The sequence below is a fragment of the Sebaldella termitidis ATCC 33386 genome (assembly GCF_000024405.1).
Taxonomy (GTDB): domain Bacteria; phylum Fusobacteriota; class Fusobacteriia; order Fusobacteriales; family Leptotrichiaceae; genus Sebaldella; species Sebaldella termitidis.
In genome coordinates, this window is record NC_013517.1 from 844,091 (window position 1) to 862,894 (window position 18,804).

At 33.3% G+C, this 18,804-nt stretch carries 22 protein-coding genes; 19 read left to right on the forward strand and 3 right to left on the reverse strand.

What is annotated here, in order from left to right:
* The first annotated feature begins 1 nt into the window (after window position 1).
* A complete protein-coding gene (gene prfH, locus STERM_RS03735) occupies window positions 2-622 on the forward strand; it encodes a peptide chain release factor H (protein ID WP_012860228.1) in 621 nt (206 codons plus the stop codon).
* 109 nt (window positions 623-731) lie between these two features.
* On the opposite strand, the gene STERM_RS03740 is transcribed toward prfH, so the two are convergent.
* Complete coding sequence (locus STERM_RS03740) at window positions 732-1,241, reverse strand: hypothetical protein (protein WP_012860229.1); 510 nt, start codon at window positions 1,239-1,241, stop codon at window positions 732-734.
* Between the two features lie 155 nt (window positions 1,242-1,396).
* Here STERM_RS03740 and STERM_RS03745 point away from each other — a divergent pair, with 155 nt between their 5' ends.
* The 15 genes from STERM_RS03745 to STERM_RS03815 all read left to right on the forward strand — a co-directional run bounded on the left by STERM_RS03745 (window position 1,397) and on the right by STERM_RS03815 (window position 15,860).
* Window positions 1,397-2,098, forward strand: coding sequence for a vWA domain-containing protein (locus STERM_RS03745; protein ID WP_012860230.1), 702 nt, complete (start codon window positions 1,397-1,399; stop codon window positions 2,096-2,098).
* Between the two features lie 288 nt (window positions 2,099-2,386).
* Window positions 2,387-3,397, forward strand: a complete 1,011-nt coding sequence (gene hrcA, locus STERM_RS03750; RefSeq protein WP_012860231.1) for a heat-inducible transcriptional repressor HrcA — start codon at window positions 2,387-2,389, stop codon at window positions 3,395-3,397.
* A gap of 12 nt (window positions 3,398-3,409) precedes the next feature.
* Window positions 3,410-3,973: a nucleotide exchange factor GrpE gene (grpE, locus tag STERM_RS03755; protein WP_012860232.1), complete on the forward strand. Its 564-nt coding sequence runs from the start codon at window positions 3,410-3,412 to the stop codon at window positions 3,971-3,973.
* A gap of 22 nt (window positions 3,974-3,995) precedes the next feature.
* Complete coding sequence (gene dnaK / locus STERM_RS03760) at window positions 3,996-5,819, forward strand: molecular chaperone DnaK (protein ID WP_012860233.1); 1,824 nt, start codon at window positions 3,996-3,998, stop codon at window positions 5,817-5,819.
* A 177-nt stretch (window positions 5,820-5,996) separates the two neighbouring features.
* Window positions 5,997-6,860 (forward strand): aldose 1-epimerase family protein, encoded by an 864-nt coding sequence (locus STERM_RS03765; RefSeq protein ID WP_012860234.1) that lies wholly within the window; start codon window positions 5,997-5,999, stop codon window positions 6,858-6,860.
* Window positions 6,861-6,878: 18 nt separating this feature from the next.
* The gene (gene dnaJ / locus STERM_RS03770) at window positions 6,879-8,018 is read left to right on the forward strand and encodes a molecular chaperone DnaJ (RefSeq protein WP_012860235.1); all 1,140 of its coding nucleotides are present in this window, start codon (window positions 6,879-6,881) and stop codon (window positions 8,016-8,018) included.
* An 87-nt stretch (window positions 8,019-8,105) separates the two neighbouring features.
* Window positions 8,106-9,122 carry a lactonase family protein gene (locus STERM_RS03775; protein WP_012860236.1) on the forward strand — a complete coding sequence of 339 codons (1,017 nt, stop codon included), beginning with the start codon at window positions 8,106-8,108 and terminating at the stop codon, window positions 9,120-9,122.
* A 105-nt stretch (window positions 9,123-9,227) separates the two neighbouring features.
* On the forward strand, window positions 9,228-9,485 hold the full coding sequence (gene yajC, locus STERM_RS03780; protein ID WP_012860237.1) for a preprotein translocase subunit YajC: 258 nt from the start codon (window positions 9,228-9,230) through the stop codon (window positions 9,483-9,485).
* 23 nt (window positions 9,486-9,508) lie between these two features.
* Window positions 9,509-10,525: an N-acetylmuramoyl-L-alanine amidase family protein gene (locus tag STERM_RS03785; protein WP_012860238.1), complete on the forward strand. Its 1,017-nt coding sequence runs from the start codon at window positions 9,509-9,511 to the stop codon at window positions 10,523-10,525.
* A 15-nt stretch (window positions 10,526-10,540) separates the two neighbouring features.
* On the forward strand, window positions 10,541-11,044 hold the full coding sequence (locus STERM_RS03790; RefSeq protein WP_012860239.1) for a hypothetical protein: 504 nt from the start codon (window positions 10,541-10,543) through the stop codon (window positions 11,042-11,044).
* A 10-nt stretch (window positions 11,045-11,054) separates the two neighbouring features.
* On the forward strand, window positions 11,055-11,639 hold the full coding sequence (gene yqeK, locus STERM_RS03795; protein WP_012860240.1) for a bis(5'-nucleosyl)-tetraphosphatase (symmetrical) YqeK: 585 nt from the start codon (window positions 11,055-11,057) through the stop codon (window positions 11,637-11,639).
* A complete protein-coding gene (gene rnr, locus STERM_RS03800; protein ID WP_012860241.1) occupies window positions 11,636-13,723 on the forward strand; it encodes a ribonuclease R in 2,088 nt (695 codons plus the stop codon). The genes yqeK and rnr overlap by 4 nt, the downstream gene beginning before the upstream one ends.
* A gap of 24 nt (window positions 13,724-13,747) precedes the next feature.
* Window positions 13,748-14,329 (forward strand): hypothetical protein, encoded by a 582-nt coding sequence (locus STERM_RS03805; RefSeq protein ID WP_012860242.1) that lies wholly within the window; start codon window positions 13,748-13,750, stop codon window positions 14,327-14,329.
* A gap of 9 nt (window positions 14,330-14,338) precedes the next feature.
* Window positions 14,339-14,785 carry an SsrA-binding protein SmpB gene (smpB, locus tag STERM_RS03810; RefSeq protein ID WP_012860243.1) on the forward strand — a complete coding sequence of 149 codons (447 nt, stop codon included), beginning with the start codon at window positions 14,339-14,341 and terminating at the stop codon, window positions 14,783-14,785.
* A gap of 160 nt (window positions 14,786-14,945) precedes the next feature.
* Window positions 14,946-15,860 (forward strand): aldo/keto reductase, encoded by a 915-nt coding sequence (locus tag STERM_RS03815; protein ID WP_012860244.1) that lies wholly within the window; start codon window positions 14,946-14,948, stop codon window positions 15,858-15,860.
* 150 nt (window positions 15,861-16,010) lie between these two features.
* On the opposite strand, the gene STERM_RS03820 is transcribed toward STERM_RS03815, so the two are convergent.
* Together STERM_RS03820 and STERM_RS21045 are read right to left on the reverse strand one after the other, a co-directional pair.
* A complete protein-coding gene (locus STERM_RS03820; RefSeq protein WP_012860245.1) occupies window positions 16,011-16,463 on the reverse strand; it encodes a MarR family winged helix-turn-helix transcriptional regulator in 453 nt (150 codons plus the stop codon).
* A gap of 4 nt (window positions 16,464-16,467) precedes the next feature.
* Window positions 16,468-16,893: an SRPBCC family protein gene (locus STERM_RS21045; RefSeq protein ID WP_012860246.1), complete on the reverse strand. Its 426-nt coding sequence runs from the start codon at window positions 16,891-16,893 to the stop codon at window positions 16,468-16,470.
* Between the two features lie 144 nt (window positions 16,894-17,037).
* Between STERM_RS21045 and STERM_RS03830 the strand changes: the two genes are divergently transcribed.
* Genes STERM_RS03830 through STERM_RS03840 form a run of 3 tightly spaced genes read left to right on the forward strand, consistent with a single transcriptional unit; the run spans window position 17,038 to window position 18,792 of the window.
* Complete coding sequence (locus STERM_RS03830; RefSeq protein ID WP_012860247.1) at window positions 17,038-17,592, forward strand: PadR family transcriptional regulator; 555 nt, start codon at window positions 17,038-17,040, stop codon at window positions 17,590-17,592.
* A gap of 11 nt (window positions 17,593-17,603) precedes the next feature.
* Window positions 17,604-18,149, forward strand: a complete 546-nt coding sequence (locus STERM_RS21050) for a flavodoxin family protein (RefSeq protein WP_012860248.1) — start codon at window positions 17,604-17,606, stop codon at window positions 18,147-18,149.
* Entirely contained in the window at window positions 18,130-18,792 is a 663-nt protein-coding gene (locus STERM_RS03840) for an NAD(P)H-dependent oxidoreductase (RefSeq protein ID WP_012860249.1), read from the forward strand. The genes STERM_RS21050 and STERM_RS03840 overlap by 20 nt, the downstream gene beginning before the upstream one ends.
* The last annotated feature ends 12 nt before the right edge of the window (window positions 18,793-18,804 follow it).

Sequence of the window (18,804 nt, forward strand, 5' to 3'; positions counted from 1 at the left end):
CATGCGGATGATAATAAGTTCGGGAAATGGTCCCCAAGAATGTGAAAAAGCAGTATACGAATATTTTAAATATTTGAAAAAAGAATTTGCAAAGTATAATATAGAATACAGGTACATAGAAAGTGAAGCCGGAAACAAGGCGAAAACATTCAGGTCAGTTGTTTTGCAGATAAAAGAAAATACAAAATTTACCAATATATATACCGGAACTATTTTATGGATAAATGAAAGTATTTACAGAAAAAATCACAGAAGAAAAAACTGGTATATAAAATCAGTTTTAATCAAAGAAAATGAGTTTTTAAATAAAAGCATCAGTAAAAAAACAACAGAAATAACAACTATGAGAAGCAGCGGAAACGGCGGTCAAAATGTAAATAAACTGGAAACCGCAGTGAGGATAAAACATATTCCCACTGGAATTTCCATAGTTTCCAGAGAAGAAAGAACTCAATATGCCAATAAAAAAGCAGCTGTAAAAAAGCTGGAAGAAAAACTGACTAATATGGAGATTTATCACCAAAAAGAAGAGGAGATGAAAATCTGGTCTGTTAAAAACGAAATAGAGAGAGGAAATCCTGATCTTATTTTTGAGGGGGATAAGTTCAGAAGGATAAAATAATTTTATTTCAGATAGTAATTAAAAGGACTATATCAAAAAAATTGGTTATAGTCCTTTTTATATTTCAGAGAGAAAACAGACGCTTTAAAAGGTGTCTGTCCGGATATTACTACTCTTCGTCTGACACTGCTTCGATAGTATAACCGTTATTTGAAAAAAGGAAAGTCATGTTATAGTATTGAACAGCAGTTCTTGTTTTTGAAATTTTGAAAATTTTTATTTTTTTATATTCTTTTCCCGGAATAAGGATTGAAAAATCACCGGAAACAGCCTGAATTTCAATATAATCAGCGTTTTTGAATTCATTGTTCAAAGGGATAAGCACGGGATTTTTTATAGAATTCAGAAAAGTATACCCTGAACTTGACTTATTAAATGTAATAAGTCCGTTTCCAGTTATTGTCATATTTTTATAACTGACAGTTTCACCTGATAAAACATCATTAGGTGTATGTTCGGCATCGTCAACGGTAATTTCCTTATTTACAGTTCCTTTGTAGATTATTCTGTAATCTTCATTTCCAGTATCTAAGAGCCATGTATTTTCACTGTCAAAATCACTTTTCGCAAAAACCAAAGCCGAAGTGAAAAATAAAATAAAAACAATTAATTTCTTCATAATTACCTCCAAAATAGTATTTAGCCGAATTATGGTATAAAAAGCAATAAATGTAAAATAAATATTTTATATGTAAAATTGACATATTGAAATATGTCAGGTAGAATTATATAAAGTAATAAAATAAAGAAAAAATAATATTTTGGAGGTAATTAATGAAAAAGTTAAGTATTTTAGCAGGTGTTTTGTTTTTATTTGTATTCTCATTATTGTTTTCCAGATCTGTCACTGTAAAACCGGTGACAGTTAAGGATTCATTGCCTGTAGAACTTGTATTTGTAATGGACAGAAGCGGTTCTATGTCTGGTTTTGAAGCAGACACTATAGGAGGCTATAATACAGTTCTGAAGGAACAGGGAAAAGGCAGTAATGTCATTGTAACCACTGTATTGTTCAGTCATGAATATAAGGTTTTATTTGACGGCATAAAACCGGAAAAAGCAGAGCTTAATACGGATAATTATACTGTAGGCGGTAATACTGCCATGCTTGATGCGATAGGAAAGACTATAAATGATATAAAAGCACGTGAAAAGAAGCTGGGGAAAAGAAAGGTCATTTTTGTCATTACCACAGACGGCATGGAAAATGCGAGTAAAGAGTACACATATGCGACTGTAAGTAAAATGATTGATGAACAGCAAAAGAAAAACGGATGGACATTTATGTTTCTCGGAGCAAATATAGATGCATCCAAAGAAGCTGAAAGATTAAAAATACCTGTAAAACAATCTGCAACTTATATCCAGTCAACAACCGGAAATGATAAAATGTACAGATCGTTGAATGAAAACATATCTAATGTACAAAGCGGGAAAGAAGTAGATTTTAGCGAGCTGGAAAAAAATCCTGAATAACAGGGTCTTATATAATATATTGAAGATATACCTTTTAATTTTTTTGAAAGGTATATTTTTTTGTGATAAAGCATATCAGAAACTAAAAAAACTTTTCTTTTACTTTTTTTTATTTGATAAAAAATTAATAAGCCGTATAAAATAAAAAACAGCAGGGCTAAATAATAATACACCAAAAAAAATTGAAAAAAAATAAAAAAAACTATTGACAAAATTAGAAAAATGTAATATATTATGTTTAGTTAGCACTCTATGGTGATGAGTGCTAACAGAGGAAGGTGCTTGGTAATGAATGAAAGAGAAAGAGCGATTCTTACAGCAATAATAACACATTATCTGGAATACGGAGAGAGCGTAGGATCTCGTACTTTAGAAAAAAAATATAATATAGGAGTATCTTCGGCAACTATCAGAAATGTAATGGCTGATTTAGAAGATCAGGGTTTAATAGAGAAGATGCATACTTCTTCGGGAAGAGTCCCTACAAACAGCGGTTATAAGTTGTATGTAGAAGAATTGATAAAAATAAGGAAAATTTCCCTGAATGAGAAAAAAAGAATAGAAGAAGTATATAAAAATAAGATAAATCAGATTGACAGCATAATGGAAGAAACCTCAAAGCTTCTGTCTAAGATAACTTCGTATGCAGGGATAGTAATAGAGCCTTTTATAAAAAAAGAGAGCATAAAGAAGGTGGAGTTGGTTCATGTTAATAATTATATGTCATTGGCAGTGATAGTCATGAATAACTCCCATGTAAGAACGATAAATCTTTACTATGAAAATCCTGTTACTGAAGCAGAGGTAAGAGAGTCTAATTCTATATTAAACCGTTTGATGACAGAGCAAAAAATAACCTTTACAGTGTCAGAACTGGAAAAATTACTGCAAAAAATGAATAAATTCGAACATATGAAAATAGAAGACAAGAGCAGTAATGAAAGGGAAAAAATATTTTTTGACGGAATATCAAACTTACTGGAAAGTAATGCTACAAATGTAGAAGCGGTAATAGACAGGGCAAAACTTCTGAACCGGCCGGATTATCTTAAGTCCATATTCGTAAAGCTGATTGAAACTGATAAATACAAAAATGGAGAAGTATATATAGTTTTCGGCGAGGACTTTAATGTAAGAGAACTGGAAGATTTTAGTTTCGTTTTTTCTGTTTACACAGTGGAAGGTTCTAAAGGAATTATAGGGGTAATCGGCCCTAAGCGTATGGAATACTCCAAAACGGTAGGACTGGTAAACCATGTATCAGCAGAGGTTAAGAAAATGATGAAAAAAATAGAATAAAAGGAGTGAATAATGGAAAAAGACAACAAAACCAACGGAATGAACGGTGAAGCGCCTGTGGAAAATATGGAAGATAATACACAGGAAACAGTTCAGGAAGAAGCGGTTCAGGATGAAATGATAACAAAGATAAACATACTGGAAAAAGAACTGGAAGAATGGAAATCAGCTTATACAAGAAAGCTTGCCGATTTTCAGAATTATTCTAAAAGAAAAGATAATGAACTTGCTGAAATGAAAAAATTTGCAGCAGAGGGTTTAATACTCAAAATTCTTGATAATGTGGATAATCTTGAAAGAGCGGTATCAGCTTCTAAGGAAAATAAAGACGTAGATTCACTTTTGTCTGGTCTGGATATGGTACTGAAAGGAATAAAAGAAGTTTTGGTATCGGAAGGACTGGAAGAGATAGATGCAGCCGATAAAGAATACGATCCTTATGAACATCAGGCGATGATGGTAGAAAATGTAGATGAAAAAGAGAATAATATAGTTCTTGATGTCTTTAATAAAGGATATAAATTAAAAGGAAAAGTAATAAGACCGGCAATGGTAAAAGTAAATAAAAAAAATTAAATAACAAAAAGGAGAAATAGATATGAGTAAAATAATAGGAATAGATTTAGGGACAACAAATTCATGCGTAGCAGTAATGGAAGGCGGAAACTTTACTATAATACCTAATGCTGAAGGCGGAAGAACAACTCCTTCGGTAGTAAATATAAAAGAAAACGGAGAAATTATAGTAGGAGAAATAGCTAAAAGACAAGCTATTACTAATCCTGAATCTACAGTAATGTCAATAAAAACACATATGGGTTCAAATCATAAAGAAACAATATTCGGAAAAGATTATACACCGCAGGAAATATCAGCAATGATACTAAAAAAATTAAAAAAAGATGCGGAAGGATATTTGGGAAGTACAGTTAAAGAAGCTGTAATCACAGTTCCTGCATACTTTACAGATGCACAGAGACAGGCAACAAAAGATGCCGGTGAAATCGCAGGATTGGAAGTAAAAAGAATAATAAACGAGCCTACAGCAGCAGCACTTGCTTACGGACTTGACAAGCAAAAAGAAGAAAAAGTACTTGTATTTGACTTAGGTGGAGGTACATTTGACGTATCTATACTTGAAATAGGAGACGGAGTAGTAGAGGTATTGTCTACATCAGGTAATAACCATCTGGGAGGAGATGATTTCGATAAAAAGATCATGGACTGGCTGGCTGAAGAGTTCAAAAAAGAAACAGGAATAGATTTGAGAAATGACAAAATGGCAGCACAAAGACTAAAAGATGCAGCTGAGGATGCTAAGAAAAAATTATCAACAATGTTGGAAACTACTATTTCATTACCATTTATTACAATGGATCAAAATGGACCAAAACACTTGGAAAAGAAATTAACAAGAGCAGCATTTGATGATTTAACAAAAGATTTAGTGGAAGCTACAAAAGGTCCTGTTAAAACAGCTCTTGAAGATGCAGGATTTACTCCGAAGGATATAGATGAAGTATTATTGGTAGGAGGATCTACAAGAATACCGGCAGTTCAGGAATGGGTAAAAAGTTTTCTTGGAAAAGAGCCTAACAAAAGTATAAACCCTGATGAAGTGGTTGCGGCAGGAGCGGCAATACAGGGCGGAGTATTAATGGGAGATGTAAAAGATGTATTACTTCTTGATGTAACTCCGTTATCATTAGGAATTGAAACAGCAGGAGGAGTATTTACAAAAATAATTGAGAAAAATACTACAATTCCTGTAAAAAAATCTCAGGTATTTTCAACATATCAGGATAACCAGGAAGCTGTTACAATAAATGTATTACAGGGAGAAAGAGCAAGAGCTGCGGATAACCATAAATTAGGGGAATTCAATCTTGACGGAATACCGGCAGCACCAAGAGGTGTACCTCAGATAGAAGTAACATTTGATATAGATGCAAACGGAATAGTTCATGTTACTGCAAAGGATAAAGGAACTGGAAAAGAGAATCAGGTAACTATTTCAGGATCTTCTAATCTGTCAAAAGACGAAATAGATAAAATGAAAAAAGAAGCAGAAGCACATGAGGCAGAGGACAAGAAGTTTACAGAATTGGTAGAAGTAAGAAATCAGGCAGACCAGTTAATCTCTGCTGTGGAAAAAACTATTAAAGAAAATGAAGATAAACTTCAGGGTACTGAAAAAGAAGATATGGAAAAAGCAATAGAAGAATTGAAAAGTGTAAAAGATTCTGACAATGTAGATGAAATCAGAGCAAAAATAGACGGATTGTCAAAAGCGGCAGAAGGATTCTCAACAAGAATATATCAGGAAGCTCAGGCAAATGCTGCACAAAATGGTGAAGCACAGGGCGGAAATGATTCTGACGGCAGCGATGATGTTCAGGATGCAGAAGTGGTAGAAGACTAGTACTTTGTTTAGGCAGCATTCAAAATAAAGACTATATTTCGATGTCAAATCATGATAAGGGTTCTTTATTGAAGTATAGGGATAGACAGGGTCTATTCCTATTTTCAATAATTTATACATGCAATTTCATAAATAAAATGCTATAATTTATAAAAAAAATAGGAGAAGGTGCGCTATATGGAATATAAAATAAAAAAAGGAAATATTGAACTTGGAGTTTTAGGAAAAGGTGCAGAATTGGTAAGCCTGAAAAAGGACGGAACAGAGTTTGTATGGGAAAGAGATCCTAAATTCTGGGGGAAATCATCACCTGTATTATTTCCATTCGTTGGATCAATAAAAGACGGAAAATATAAATATAACGGAAAAGAATATTCAATGGAAACAAGACACGGATTTGCAAGAGACAATGATTTTGAACTTGTGGAAAAAGGTGAGGATTTTCTAAAATTTCTTTTGAAATCAAATGAAGCTACTTTGGAAAAATATCCCTTTAATTTTGAACTATATCTTACATATAAAATTGAAAATGAAAAGGTAGATGTAATTTATGAGGTAGTAAATCTTGATAAAGATGAAATGTATTTTTCAATAGGAGCGCATCCTGCTTTTGCTACGCCGATTAGTGATGAAATAAAGCTGGAAGACTATTATCTGGAATTAAATGAAAAAGAAACTGCTTCAATTTATCAAAATGAAGAAGCATTATTAATAAGAGAGAAGAAGGCGTACCTTGAAAATGAAAGTATAATAAATCTCGGAGAACATGTATTTGATAATGATGCAATTATTTTCAAAGGACTGAATTCCAATGAAGTAACAATCAAATGTAAAAAAAGCAGCAGAGAACTTAAAGTGGAATATGATAATTTTCCTTATATAGCATTTTGGAGTGTGCCGAAAGCACCTTTTGTATGTATAGAGCCATGGTACGGGCAGTCTGATTTTACTGATGCAAGCGGGGAACTTACAGAAAAAGAAGGAATAGAAAAGGTAAAAGACAGATTTACCGCAAAACTTTCTATATCAATGAAAGTATAATATTAAAAGGAGAAAGAAATGGCAAAAAAAGATTATTATGAGGTTTTGGGAGTAGAAAAAAATGCCACTGAACAAGAAATAAAAAAAGCCTATAGAAAACTGGCTATGAAATATCATCCTGACAGAAATAAAGACAATAAAGAAGCCGAAGAAAAATTTAAAGAGGCTTCGGAAGCGTATGAAGTACTTTCTGACGCTGATAAAAAAGCGCAGTATGATCAGTTCGGACATAGTGCATTCGAAAACGGCGGACCGGGACCTGGAGGATTCTCTGGATTTTCGGGAGGGTTCGGATTTGACGATATCAGTGATATACTAAACGGATTTGGATTTGGAAGAGCCGGCGGCGGACAGACAGCTGTACGCAGAGGAAGTGACATTCGTTATACTATGGATATGACACTTGAAGAAATAGCCGCAGGTGTGGAAAAAGAACTGAAATACAGAAGAAAAGGAAAATGTACTACATGCAGCGGTTCAGGAGCTGAGCCGGGGCATAAAATGAATACCTGTGATAAGTGTAACGGTTCCGGACAGATGAGAGTACAGATAAGAACTATATTCGGTATAAGTACTTCTATAGAGCCGTGTGATAAATGTCACGGGACAGGAAAAATTCCTGAAAAAGAGTGTCATGTGTGTCATGGAAGCGGTGTAGTGCGTGAAACAACTACAAAAAAAGTAAGAATTCCGGCAGGTGTGATGAACGGAATGGAATTAAATGTGCCGCAGGCCGGTGATGCCGGGGAAAATAACGGGGAATACGGGAATTTGCGTATTCGTATAATGGAAAAGAAGCATCCGATATTTACCAGACATGATACAGACATACACTGTGAAGTTCCTGTGGAACTGACTACTGCCATAATGGGCGGTGAAGTGGAAATACCTACTCTTGAAGGGAAAACCAAAATAAAAATACCGGAAGGAACACAGAGCGGAAAAGTATTCAGGCTGAAGGACAGGGGAATACCAAGACTTCATTCCAATTATAAAGGCTCTGAAATATTGGAAATAAAGGTAGAAATACCAACAGGACTTACTAATAAACAGAAAGATCTTTTGAAAAAATTCGGAGATTCATTGAGTGATAAAAATTATAAAAATTCAAAATCTTTTTTTGAAAAGGTAAAGAAATTTTTCGGAGCAGATGCTTAAAATGAATAAACCATTTGATAAAAAATTGTCAAATGGTTTTTCGTATTTAAAAATAAATATGAAATTACTTTATAAGGAGCTGGTTTTATGAAAAAGGAAGTTTATATAGGTACATATAGTAATGATGAGAACAGCGGAATTTTCAGACTGAACGTGAATACCAAAACTGGTGAAATGGACGGACTTACACAAATTACCAAAACTTTGAATCCCAGTTATATAGTAATGAACAAGGAAAAAAAATTGGTTTATTCAGTTTTAAAAGATGGTGATGACGGAGGGGTCTGTGCATCAGAAATTACAAATAATACAGTAATGCCGTTTTCTAAAATTTTATCGGGCGGTCATCTGCCGTGTTATATAAATATAGATAAGAATAAATCATTTTTATTTTCTGCCAATTACGGAACAGGTGTAATAAAAATATATTCTCTCGGAGAAAAAGGAGAGCTTACAGGAATAACAGCAGAGAGAGACCATAATGATCTGGGACTGGGAAAAACTCATCCGCATTATATAGGACTTACACCTGATGAGAAGTATTTATTTGTGGTGGATTTGGGCTTGGATATGATAATTTTGTATAATTATTCTGAAGGAAAGCTTGGTGAAATTTTTCAGAAAGTATTGTTCAAAAAAGGATGCGGACCAAGGCACATGGTATTTGACAATGACGGTAAATACGCATATCTTATAACAGAATATTCAACAGAAATTGTAACCATGAGATATTCAGAAGCAGAGGGGCTGGAGATAACAGATTATGTTTCAGCTTTGGGAGACGGATTTAACAATGAGGGAGACGGTTCGGCAATAAGGCTTTCCGGAGACGGTACCAGATTATTCAGCTCAAGCAGAAAACCGGGAACTGTATCAATGTTTGAGATAAATAAGGAAACAAAAAAGCCTGTGCTTCTGGATACTTCGGAATCAGGCGGTGAACATCCCAGAGATATAAATATAGATGAAGATGGAAAGATACTTATAGCAGCCAACAGATTTTCAAATAATCTGGTTACTTTTCTTGTCTCAGAAGATGGCAAAAAACTGATAAAAAGTGGGTATGAACTGCAGCTGGCTGAGCCTACATGCGTGGCTTTTTAATTTTTGAGACTTTGAAATGTATTAGAGACTTAAATTTAAATTTGGTATTTAATGCTATTTTATGTTATAATACTGTAGATTTATATCAATTAAAAGGAGTGTAATATGGGAGCTTATGTTCAGTATATATATTTTTTACCATTAGTAGTAATGCTTGCTATAATTTTTTATTCAAGCAATAAAAGAAAAAAGGAACAGATGAAATTAATGGACGGCCTCAAAACCGGGGATAAAGTAGTAACAATAGGCGGGATAAAAGGAACAATAGTAAAGGTAAATGAAGAGGATAATTCACTAGATATAAAAATCGACAACAATGCTAAAATGACTGTAATAAAATCAGCTATAGCTAGAAAAGGGTAAATAATTATAAGGAGTAATGAGTAATGAAAAAAATAGTTATATTAATGTCAATTATTTTATTTAGTTTTACACTGTTAGGTGAAACTTTAGACAGAACTACATATAAATCGGGGTCTTATTCTATATTTTTTAAGGAAAGAAGAGTCCCGCAGTATAAAACCAGATATGATAAAGGGCAGGATGCATTAGTAATAGAGTTTTCCAATTCTACAATAAGCAGAACAGTACCGAATACACTAAATGTAGACGATAAATTCGTAGATACAGTAGCTATGAGTACTTTAAATAATACAGTCAGTACGACTATATATCTTGCAAGAGGAGTGGACTATAAAGTTGCAGCTTCCGGCGGAGAATTAAGAGTAACACTGACTAAGTCAACAACAGCCAAAAAGAAATATACCATAATAGTAGATGCCGGTCATGGGGGAAAAGATTCAGGTGCTACAGGAAACGGATACAGGGAAAAGGATATAGCTCTGGATGTGGCGAAATATCTTGCCAGTGAATTAAGAAACGACTATAAGGTAATTTTGACAAGAGACAGTGATGTATTTATACCTCTTGGTGAAAGAGCAGAAATAGGTAATGATGCTAATGCTGATTTCTTTATAAGTATTCATTTGAATTCCGCTTCAAACAGTTCAGGTAACGGGTCAGAAGTATTTTACTACTCAAAAAAAGAATCATCATACGCAGCTGAGGTAGCTAAGTTTGAGAACAGTGTGGATTCTAAGTACGGAGTAACGGAACCTGTCTCGGATTTTATTTTAAATGATATATTTTACAGGGCAAACCAGCAAAAAAGTGCTGCTGTGGCAACAGATGTACTGGATAATATAGTAGGGGATATAGGATTAAGAAAAAGAGGCGTTTTTGGAGCTAATTTTGCAGTATTAAGAGGAAGCAAATCACCTTCGATACTGGTTGAAATAGGATTTATATCTAATTCCGGAGATATGTCATATTTTGGGAATGATTATTATAAGAGGGTAGTAGCTAAATCTATAGCTGAAGGTGTCAGAAAACACTTTTATTAGAAGGAGTAAAGGTTCATGGATATTAAGAAGATTCTGGCCGGTAGTAAATTTGTTATATTTATGCTGATTCTGGCTGTAATAGTAGGAATTTTATCTTACCGGGATTCTAAGGTAGATATAAAAACAATAAAAAAAGTAGATGTAAAAACTTCTTCTGATCAGGAAGATATACAGACTAAAATGGAACAGATAAGTTTTTATTTCTATAATCCGGCAACAAATGTTATAGAACAGACTACAAACGGGATAGAAAGTAAAAGAACCATAGTAGAAGGTGACTATGTGGAACAGATAATATTAAAATCACCGTTTGTACCAAAAGAGGTAAAGTTTCTTAGTGCTTACAGAATAGAAAACGGAAAGAAAGAAATAATCATATTCAATTCGGATCTTAGAAGCCTTAAAGCAACTAATGAAACACTGTATAACGGATTTGTAGAATCTATAAAAAGAACGATTTCGGAAAAATTCAATATACAGGAAGTAGTAGTTCAGATTGACGGAGATTCTATATTATAAGGTGATCATCATGGAAATAAAAGAAATAAGTGAATATGTAAAAGCAAGACTGGATGAAAAGAGATACAGTCACACAAAAAGAGTAGTGAAAAAAGCCAAACAACTGGCTAAATTATATAATGCACCTATTGACAAAGTCAAAATAGGTGCATATTTACATGATATAGCTAAATTTTATAAGGTAGAGGATATGGCAGAGCTGATAGGAAATAAGTATCCCGAGGTAAACCGGGAGGTCTACAGAAACGGACAGATACTTCACGGCTTTGCAGCTGCCGAAATAGCAGAAAGAGAACTCGGTATAGAGGATACAGAGATTTTGGATGCTATAAGATATCATACAGTAGGAAAAGAAAATATGTCACTGACAGCTAAAATAGTATATCTTGCAGATGCAATAGAAGATGCAAGAGACTGGTTCGGAGTAGTAAAGGCAAGGAAGCTTGCCGAAAAAAATATAGATACAGCTATAATTTATGAATTAGATAAAAAAATAGAGTATCTTATAAAAAAAGCATCTCTGATACATCCTAATACACTGGCTTTTAGAAATGATCTATTAACTAAAAAGAAAAAAGAGAGAGTAAAAATATGAGAGAATTAAAAGATTTAAAAGAAATTTTAGAACATAGATCCTTGACTTACAATGAAATTGTCAGCAGTCTTGGATGGTCTAAAAAAAACAGAAAGAAAAATAAACAGATTCTGGAAGAATGGATAGACAGAGGTGAAATACTTCTGATAAAAAGCGGTAAATATACACTTCCTGAAAAAGAAGGGTATGTAAGAGGAGATATTTCTATTACAACTGGGAAATTCGGCTTTTTGGATCTGGAAGGGGAAAACAGCATATTTATTCCCGGGCCTTATTTAAAAGGAGCAATGAATGGTGATACTGTTCTTGTAAGAATTTTGAAGGAGGCTAAGTCGGGAAAGAGCAGAGAAGGTGAAGTATACAAAATAATCGAAAGATCCAAGAATGTGGTAATCGGTGTTTATCAGCAAAATGATAATTTTGGCTTTGTTCTGCCCAGAGAAGCAATGGGAAGGGATATTTATGTCAGTAAGAAAAAGATAAGAGGAGCTAAAAACGGTGACCTTGTTGCAGTAAAAATTTATTTTTGGGGAGACGAGGACAGAAAACCTGAAGGTGAAATAATAAGTATTCTGGGGGATCCGCATAATACAGAAGCCCTTATAAATGCCATTCTTATTAATAACGGAGTAAGTGAGGAATTTTCCGAGGAGATAGAAGAGGAGCTGGCAAGAGTCACAAAAGTAGAAGCCTCTGATCTGAAAGGAAGAAAGGATCTTAGAGATTTTGATATCATAACAATAGACGGTTCTGATGCAAAAGATCTGGATGATGCTGTATATGTAAAAAAATCTTCTGAGGGCTTTAAGCTGATAGTAAGTATAGCTGATGTTTCTCACTATGTAAAAGAAAAAACAAAACTGGATGAGGAAGCTTTAAAGAGAGGTAATTCGATATATCTGGTAGACAGAGTAATACCGATGCTGCCGAGAAAGCTTTCCAATGATCTGTGTTCACTTAATCCTAATGAGGATAAGCTGGCTTTTTCTGCTGAAATAGACTTTGATCACAGCGGAAAAGTAGTAAAAAATGACTTTTACAAGTCTGTAATCAAATCAAAGCACAGAATGACATATTCAAAGGTAAATGAAATCATAGCAGAATCTGAAGAAGCAAATGCAGAATATCAGGACATAAAAGAAATGATTTCTGAAATGCTTGAGTTATCAAATCTTTTGAGGGAAACTAAAAAAAGAAGAGGAAGTATAGATTTTGAGCTTCCTGAAATAAAAGTGGTATTAAATGATGACAAAAGCGTAAAAGATATAGAACTGCGAAAAAGAGGAGAATCTGAGAGAATAATAGAGGATTTTATGGTTGCGGCTAATGAGGCTGTGGCTGAAAAATTATTCTGGGAAGAAATTCCTGCTATATACCGGGTTCATGAGGATCCTGACAAGGAAAAAATAAAAACATTAAACGACACACTGATAAAATTCGGGGTTCATCTGAAAAATCTGGAAGATATTCATCCCGGAAAATTTCAGACTATAATAGAAAAGACAAAAGATCTTGATGAGGGCTATCTGATACATAAGCTGATATTAAGAGCAATGCAGAGAGCAAGATATAATAATAAGAATCTGGGACATTTCGGCTTATCATCGAAGTTTTATCTGCATTTTACATCACCGATAAGAAGATATTCCGATCTGATAGTGCACAGAGTACTTGGGAAATCTTTGGAAAAATTCATAAAAGAAAAGGAAAAAGAAGAAATGCTTTCTAAATATGAAGTAATTTCTAAGCATATTTCCAAGACTGAAAGAGATGCGGACAGAATGGAAGAGGAAAGTGTAAAAATAAAACTCATTGAATATATGCAGGATAAAGTCGGAGAAGTATTTGTAGCAAGAATAAGCGGAATGAATAAAAGCAAGATATTTATGGAACTGGAAAATCATGTGGAAGTAGTTTATAATATACATAGCGAACAGGATGACTATTTGTATGACGAAGAAAATTACAAAATGATAAATACGCATAACGGTTTGGAATATACAATGGGAAATACATTAAAAGTACTTGTAACAAATGCTAGTTTTGAAAAAATGGAAATAGAAGTAATTCCATATAAGGAATAATTTTTTGGAAGGAAAGGTGAAAATATGAAAAAGCTAATTTTTACATTGTTTATATTGATTTTTACACTGGGGTTTACTGAAAATGTATTGGATGAAGTAAATACGCTGGAGACACTGCCTGAGGATTCTGCAATAAAACAGGAAGAAACTGCGGCTCCAAAAGCTACACCAAGAACTACTCCTAAAACGACTAAAACAACACCAAAAACAACAACAAAGGAAACAATGCCTGAAGAACCAAAAGGCGATAAAGCAGTCACTACAAAAGTTACACTTAAATTAAAAATAAGTAGAAATATTCCTGCTATAAAAAACGGAGATGCAGCAGTAACAGTATTTGAATATGATCCTTTACTTGCAGATTATCCGGCTGATGAGGTATTCTATAATGATTATTCCATAAAGCATGCTGGGAGGGCGGATACTCTAAAAACATTCAGCTTTAATATAAAAAGAACCAAAGGGAAAAAATATTATGCAGTAATAGAGGTAATAGACAATAAAACTCTGGATGTATACAGAGCTAAAAGTACAAAGGATGATATAGGAAGAATTCTTGAGTCTGATGTGGCAGGGCAGATATTTGTGGTTGACGATGAAGAATAGGAGAATATTATGAATATAGCACGAAACAAAAAAGCCTTTCATGATTATTTTATAGAAGAAAAACTGGAAGCAGGAATAGAGCTTCACGGTACAGAAGTAAAATCCATAAAAAACGGAAAAGTAAGCATAAAAGAAAGTTTCATCAGAATAATAAAAAATGAAGTTTTTATTATGAATATGCATGTAAGTAATTATGAATTCGGTAATATAAATAATCTTCCGGAAACAAGAGTGCGAAAACTGCTTCTTCACAGAAAAGAGATAGAAAAATTAATGGGCAAAATAGCTGAAAAGGGCTATACTCTGATTCCTCTTAACATATATACCAAAAATAGACTGGTAAAGGTGGAGATGGGGCTGGCCAAGGGTAAGAAGCTTTATGATAAAAGGGAAGATCTGAAAAGAAAAGATCAGAAGAGAGATATAGAAAGATCAATAAAAGATTTTAACAGATAAATATTACAGCTTTTGCAGTAAAAATACAGGGACTTTCGGTTATATGGAGATATATGAAGAAAGTTCCGTTTTTAAAAATGGAGAAAATATTGAAAAGCTCATAAAATTACAGAAATACACATGATTCAAATTAATAAAAAAATATTAAGGAGATGAAAATATGAAAAAAATTGCTGTTGGAAACATGTTTGACGGGACGGAAGTGTCTTTGGGGTGTATGAGAATGAAAGCACTGTCTGTTTCTGATGTGGAAAATATAGTTGGTGTAGCAATGGAGCAGGGTATTACATATTTTGACCATGCAGATATCTACGGGGATGGAAAATCAGAGGAAATATTCGGGCAGGCTTCAAAAAATCTCGGTTTAAAAAGGGACGAGATAATACTGCAGACTAAATGCGGAATTAGAAAAGGATTTTTTGATTTTTCCAAGGAGCATATAATCTCATCTGTGGAAAAAAGTCTGAAAAGACTTCAGGCAGATTATGTAGATGTTCTGCTTCTTCACAGACCTGATACTCTTGTAGAACCCGAAGAAGTAGCACAAGCTTTTGATACTCTGTATCAAAGCGGAAAGGTAAAATATTTCGGAGTAAGTAACCATAATCCTTATCAGATAGAACTGCTTCAAAAATTTTTGAAACATAAAATAGTGATAAATCAGATGCAGTTTGGAATAATGCATACAGTTATGATAGATGCAGGAATAAATGTAAATATGTATAATAATGACTCTGTTATGAGAGACGGGGGTACGCTCGATTACTGCAGGCTGAAAGATATCACAATACAGGCTTGGTCTCCATATCAATATGGTTTTTTTGAAGGAGTATTTCTGGATAATGAAAAATTTTCTACACTGAATAATGTAATAGACAGAATTGCCAAAGAAAAAGGGGTCTCTAATGTAACAATAGCAACAGCATGGATCTTAAGACATCCGGCAAAAATGCAGGTAGTAGTTGGTACTATGAATAAAGAGAGACTAAAAGAAATAGCAAAAGCAAGCAATGTAGAATTAAGCCGTGAAGAGTGGTATGAAATTTATACAGCCGCAGGACATGCTTTACCATAAATAATAAAATTGCAGAAAAATTATTTTTCTGATAAAAATGACAGAATAATTTCGTAATTTAATAATTTATAAAAAAATAAGATTTAGCTGTGAAGTTTTCTTTTATAGAATACTCTCCAAACTTAAATCTTATTTTTTGTTATCTGAACTCTAAATTTTTTCATTATCTTTTCTAAGCTCAGTAAGGAGCTCAAGAAAGAGTCTGTTTTTTTCAATATCTTCGAAAAAAAAGTTATCATCAACATTTTCCACAGCGGGAATAGCAGCATAGATAGCCTCGGTTCCTTTGGGCGTAATAATAATTACATTGGCTCTGGTATCCTTGGGGTGTGGTTTTCTTGTGATATAATTATTTTTTTCAAGAAGCCTCAATACACTTGAAACAGTCATTACATCGATAGAAGAAAAATCAGAAATTTCCTTTTGGGTAGCAGTCATATCATGCTCGCTTAATTCCTGTATAGTGGCAAGAATAACAAACTGAGTATGTGTGATTCCGATTTTATTAAGTGCTTCCTTGACCTTTCGCTGCCACAGGACAGAGACTCTCCAGAAGACAAGTCCTACACTTTGTTCACTATCATCAAATTTAGAAGTTTTCATATTTTTATCCTTTGCTTGAAAGTTTTATTAATTTCTCCATGCTGTCAGGTATATCTACAGTAAAGCTTTCTCCTATCTGTTCTGCTACCATATCAGCATTTTCACCTTTTATTATAACAGAATGTCTTAGAAAAAATCTATCATTTGTTTTCTTTTCAATAAAATGACCGACTATAATACTGACATTCAAAGGCTCAATAACTGTTTCATCAATAAAACATTTCTTTTCTTCCACTGTCGTCAGTGTGAAGTTCATAGGCTCCTGTCCCGTCATTGTCATAACTCCCTTTGTACCGGCAGTAAATTTACCGTCAATACTTATAGATCCTACCTCCTCATCCCATAATTTCCAGTTTTCTACATTTGAATACAAATCCCACAGTCTGTCTATATCAATATTGCATTCTTTCTCATGAATATAAGTCCACATTTTCTTTCCTCCTAATTTAATAAGTATAATTATTATAAGTTAACTTATTATAATTATATAGGAGATAAAATGAATTGTCAAGAAAAATTTGACTTTACTCAAAAAATATATTATTATAAAATTGGAATATGAAAGGAGAATGGTATGGCATTAAAGCATGGAATTTTAGGATTATTAAATTATGGAGATATGACAGGCTATGATTTGATGAAAATTTTTGAAAAATCACTTCATTATTTCTGGCATGTAAAAACAAGCCAGATATATCTGGAGCTGGATAATATGACAAAATCAGGACTTGTGGTTTTCAGGAAAGAAATACAGGAGAGCCGTCCCAATAAAAATATATTTATGATAACGGAAAAAGGGAAGGATGAGCTGAGAAAATGGCTGTCACATTATGATATGAAAAAATCTTTTAATATGAAAAATGAATTTTTAATGATCATATTTTTTCTGAATGAACTTCCTAAAGAAGAAGCATTGAGGATACTTGAGGAATATAAAGAACAGTGCATGAAGGAGAAGGATTCTCTTATGGATGCAAATGAAACAGTACAAACATTCAAGGATATATACAGTGTTAATAAAAAAGACCATATTTTTTGGCAGCTGACGGTAAAACACGGGGAATTATGCTATGAGGCATGTCTGAAATGGGCTGATTATGCTATTGAAGTAATAAAAAATAAATTGTGACAGGAGGAGAAATGAATATTCTGTATATTATTGATAACAGAGTTGCAGGCAGTACCGTGGCATATGTAGAAAACTTTAACAAAAACAGGTTTGGAAATAATGATAATATAAAAATATTTAATCTGAGTGAAATGACAGTAAATCAGTGTACAGGCTGCTTTTCATGCTGGCTGAAAACTCCGGGCGAATGTATATTTAAAGATTCAATGGAGGAAATATATTTTGAAATTGTAAAAGCAGATATTATGATTCTGGTCTCACCGATAAAAACAGGATTTATCAGCGGTAAAATAAAAACTTTTCTGGACAGACTTATTCCTTTGCTTCTTCCGTATTTTGAAATAATAAACAATGAATTTCATCATACAGGGAGATATGAAAATTATCCCATACTGGGAATGATTTTGGAGAGAACAGAAAGTACCGAAGATACCGATATAAACACAATAAAGAAATTTTTTGAAAGATTTTCTTTGAATTTTCATTCAAAAGTTGAAATTTTCGATGTGCTGGAAAAAGAACAGGAGGTATTGCGGAATGTCACTGGTAATATTTAACGGTTCTCCAAGGGGAACGGGAAGTAATTCTAAATTAATGGCAGATTCTTTTTTAAAAGGGTTCACAGCAGAGTCAAGTGAGGAAAGCAAAGTATTTTATTTAATAAAGAAAAAAGATCTGGAACTTCATAAAGAAGAATTTAAAAATGCAGAAAAAGTTATTTTTATTTTTCCGTTATATACAGATGCAATGCCGGGAATGGTAAAAGAATTTTTTGAAGAAGCGGAAGAATATAATTCTGAGAATAAAAAAATTGGTTTTATAGTTCATTCAGGATTTCCGGAAGCTATACATTCCGAATGTCTCGCAGAGTATCTTAAGAGGTTTGCGGAGATAATCAAGGCAGAGTATACAGGTACTGTGATTGCAGGAGGAAGTGAAGCTCTGAAATTTACAGATGAAAAAATGCAGAATAAAAAACTCGCGCCATTTTATGCATTAGGAAGCAGATATGCCTCAAACAGTAAATTTGACAGTGAAATAACTGAAAATTTAAGTAAAATACGCAGGTTTAACGGGTTTATTCTGGTAATTCTGAAAATCTGTATATCTCTGGGAATCTTTAATATTAACTGGAATAAAATACTGAAAAAAAACGGCAGTATGGATAAAAGACTGGCAAAACCTTATAAGAATATATAACCTGAGTTTCAT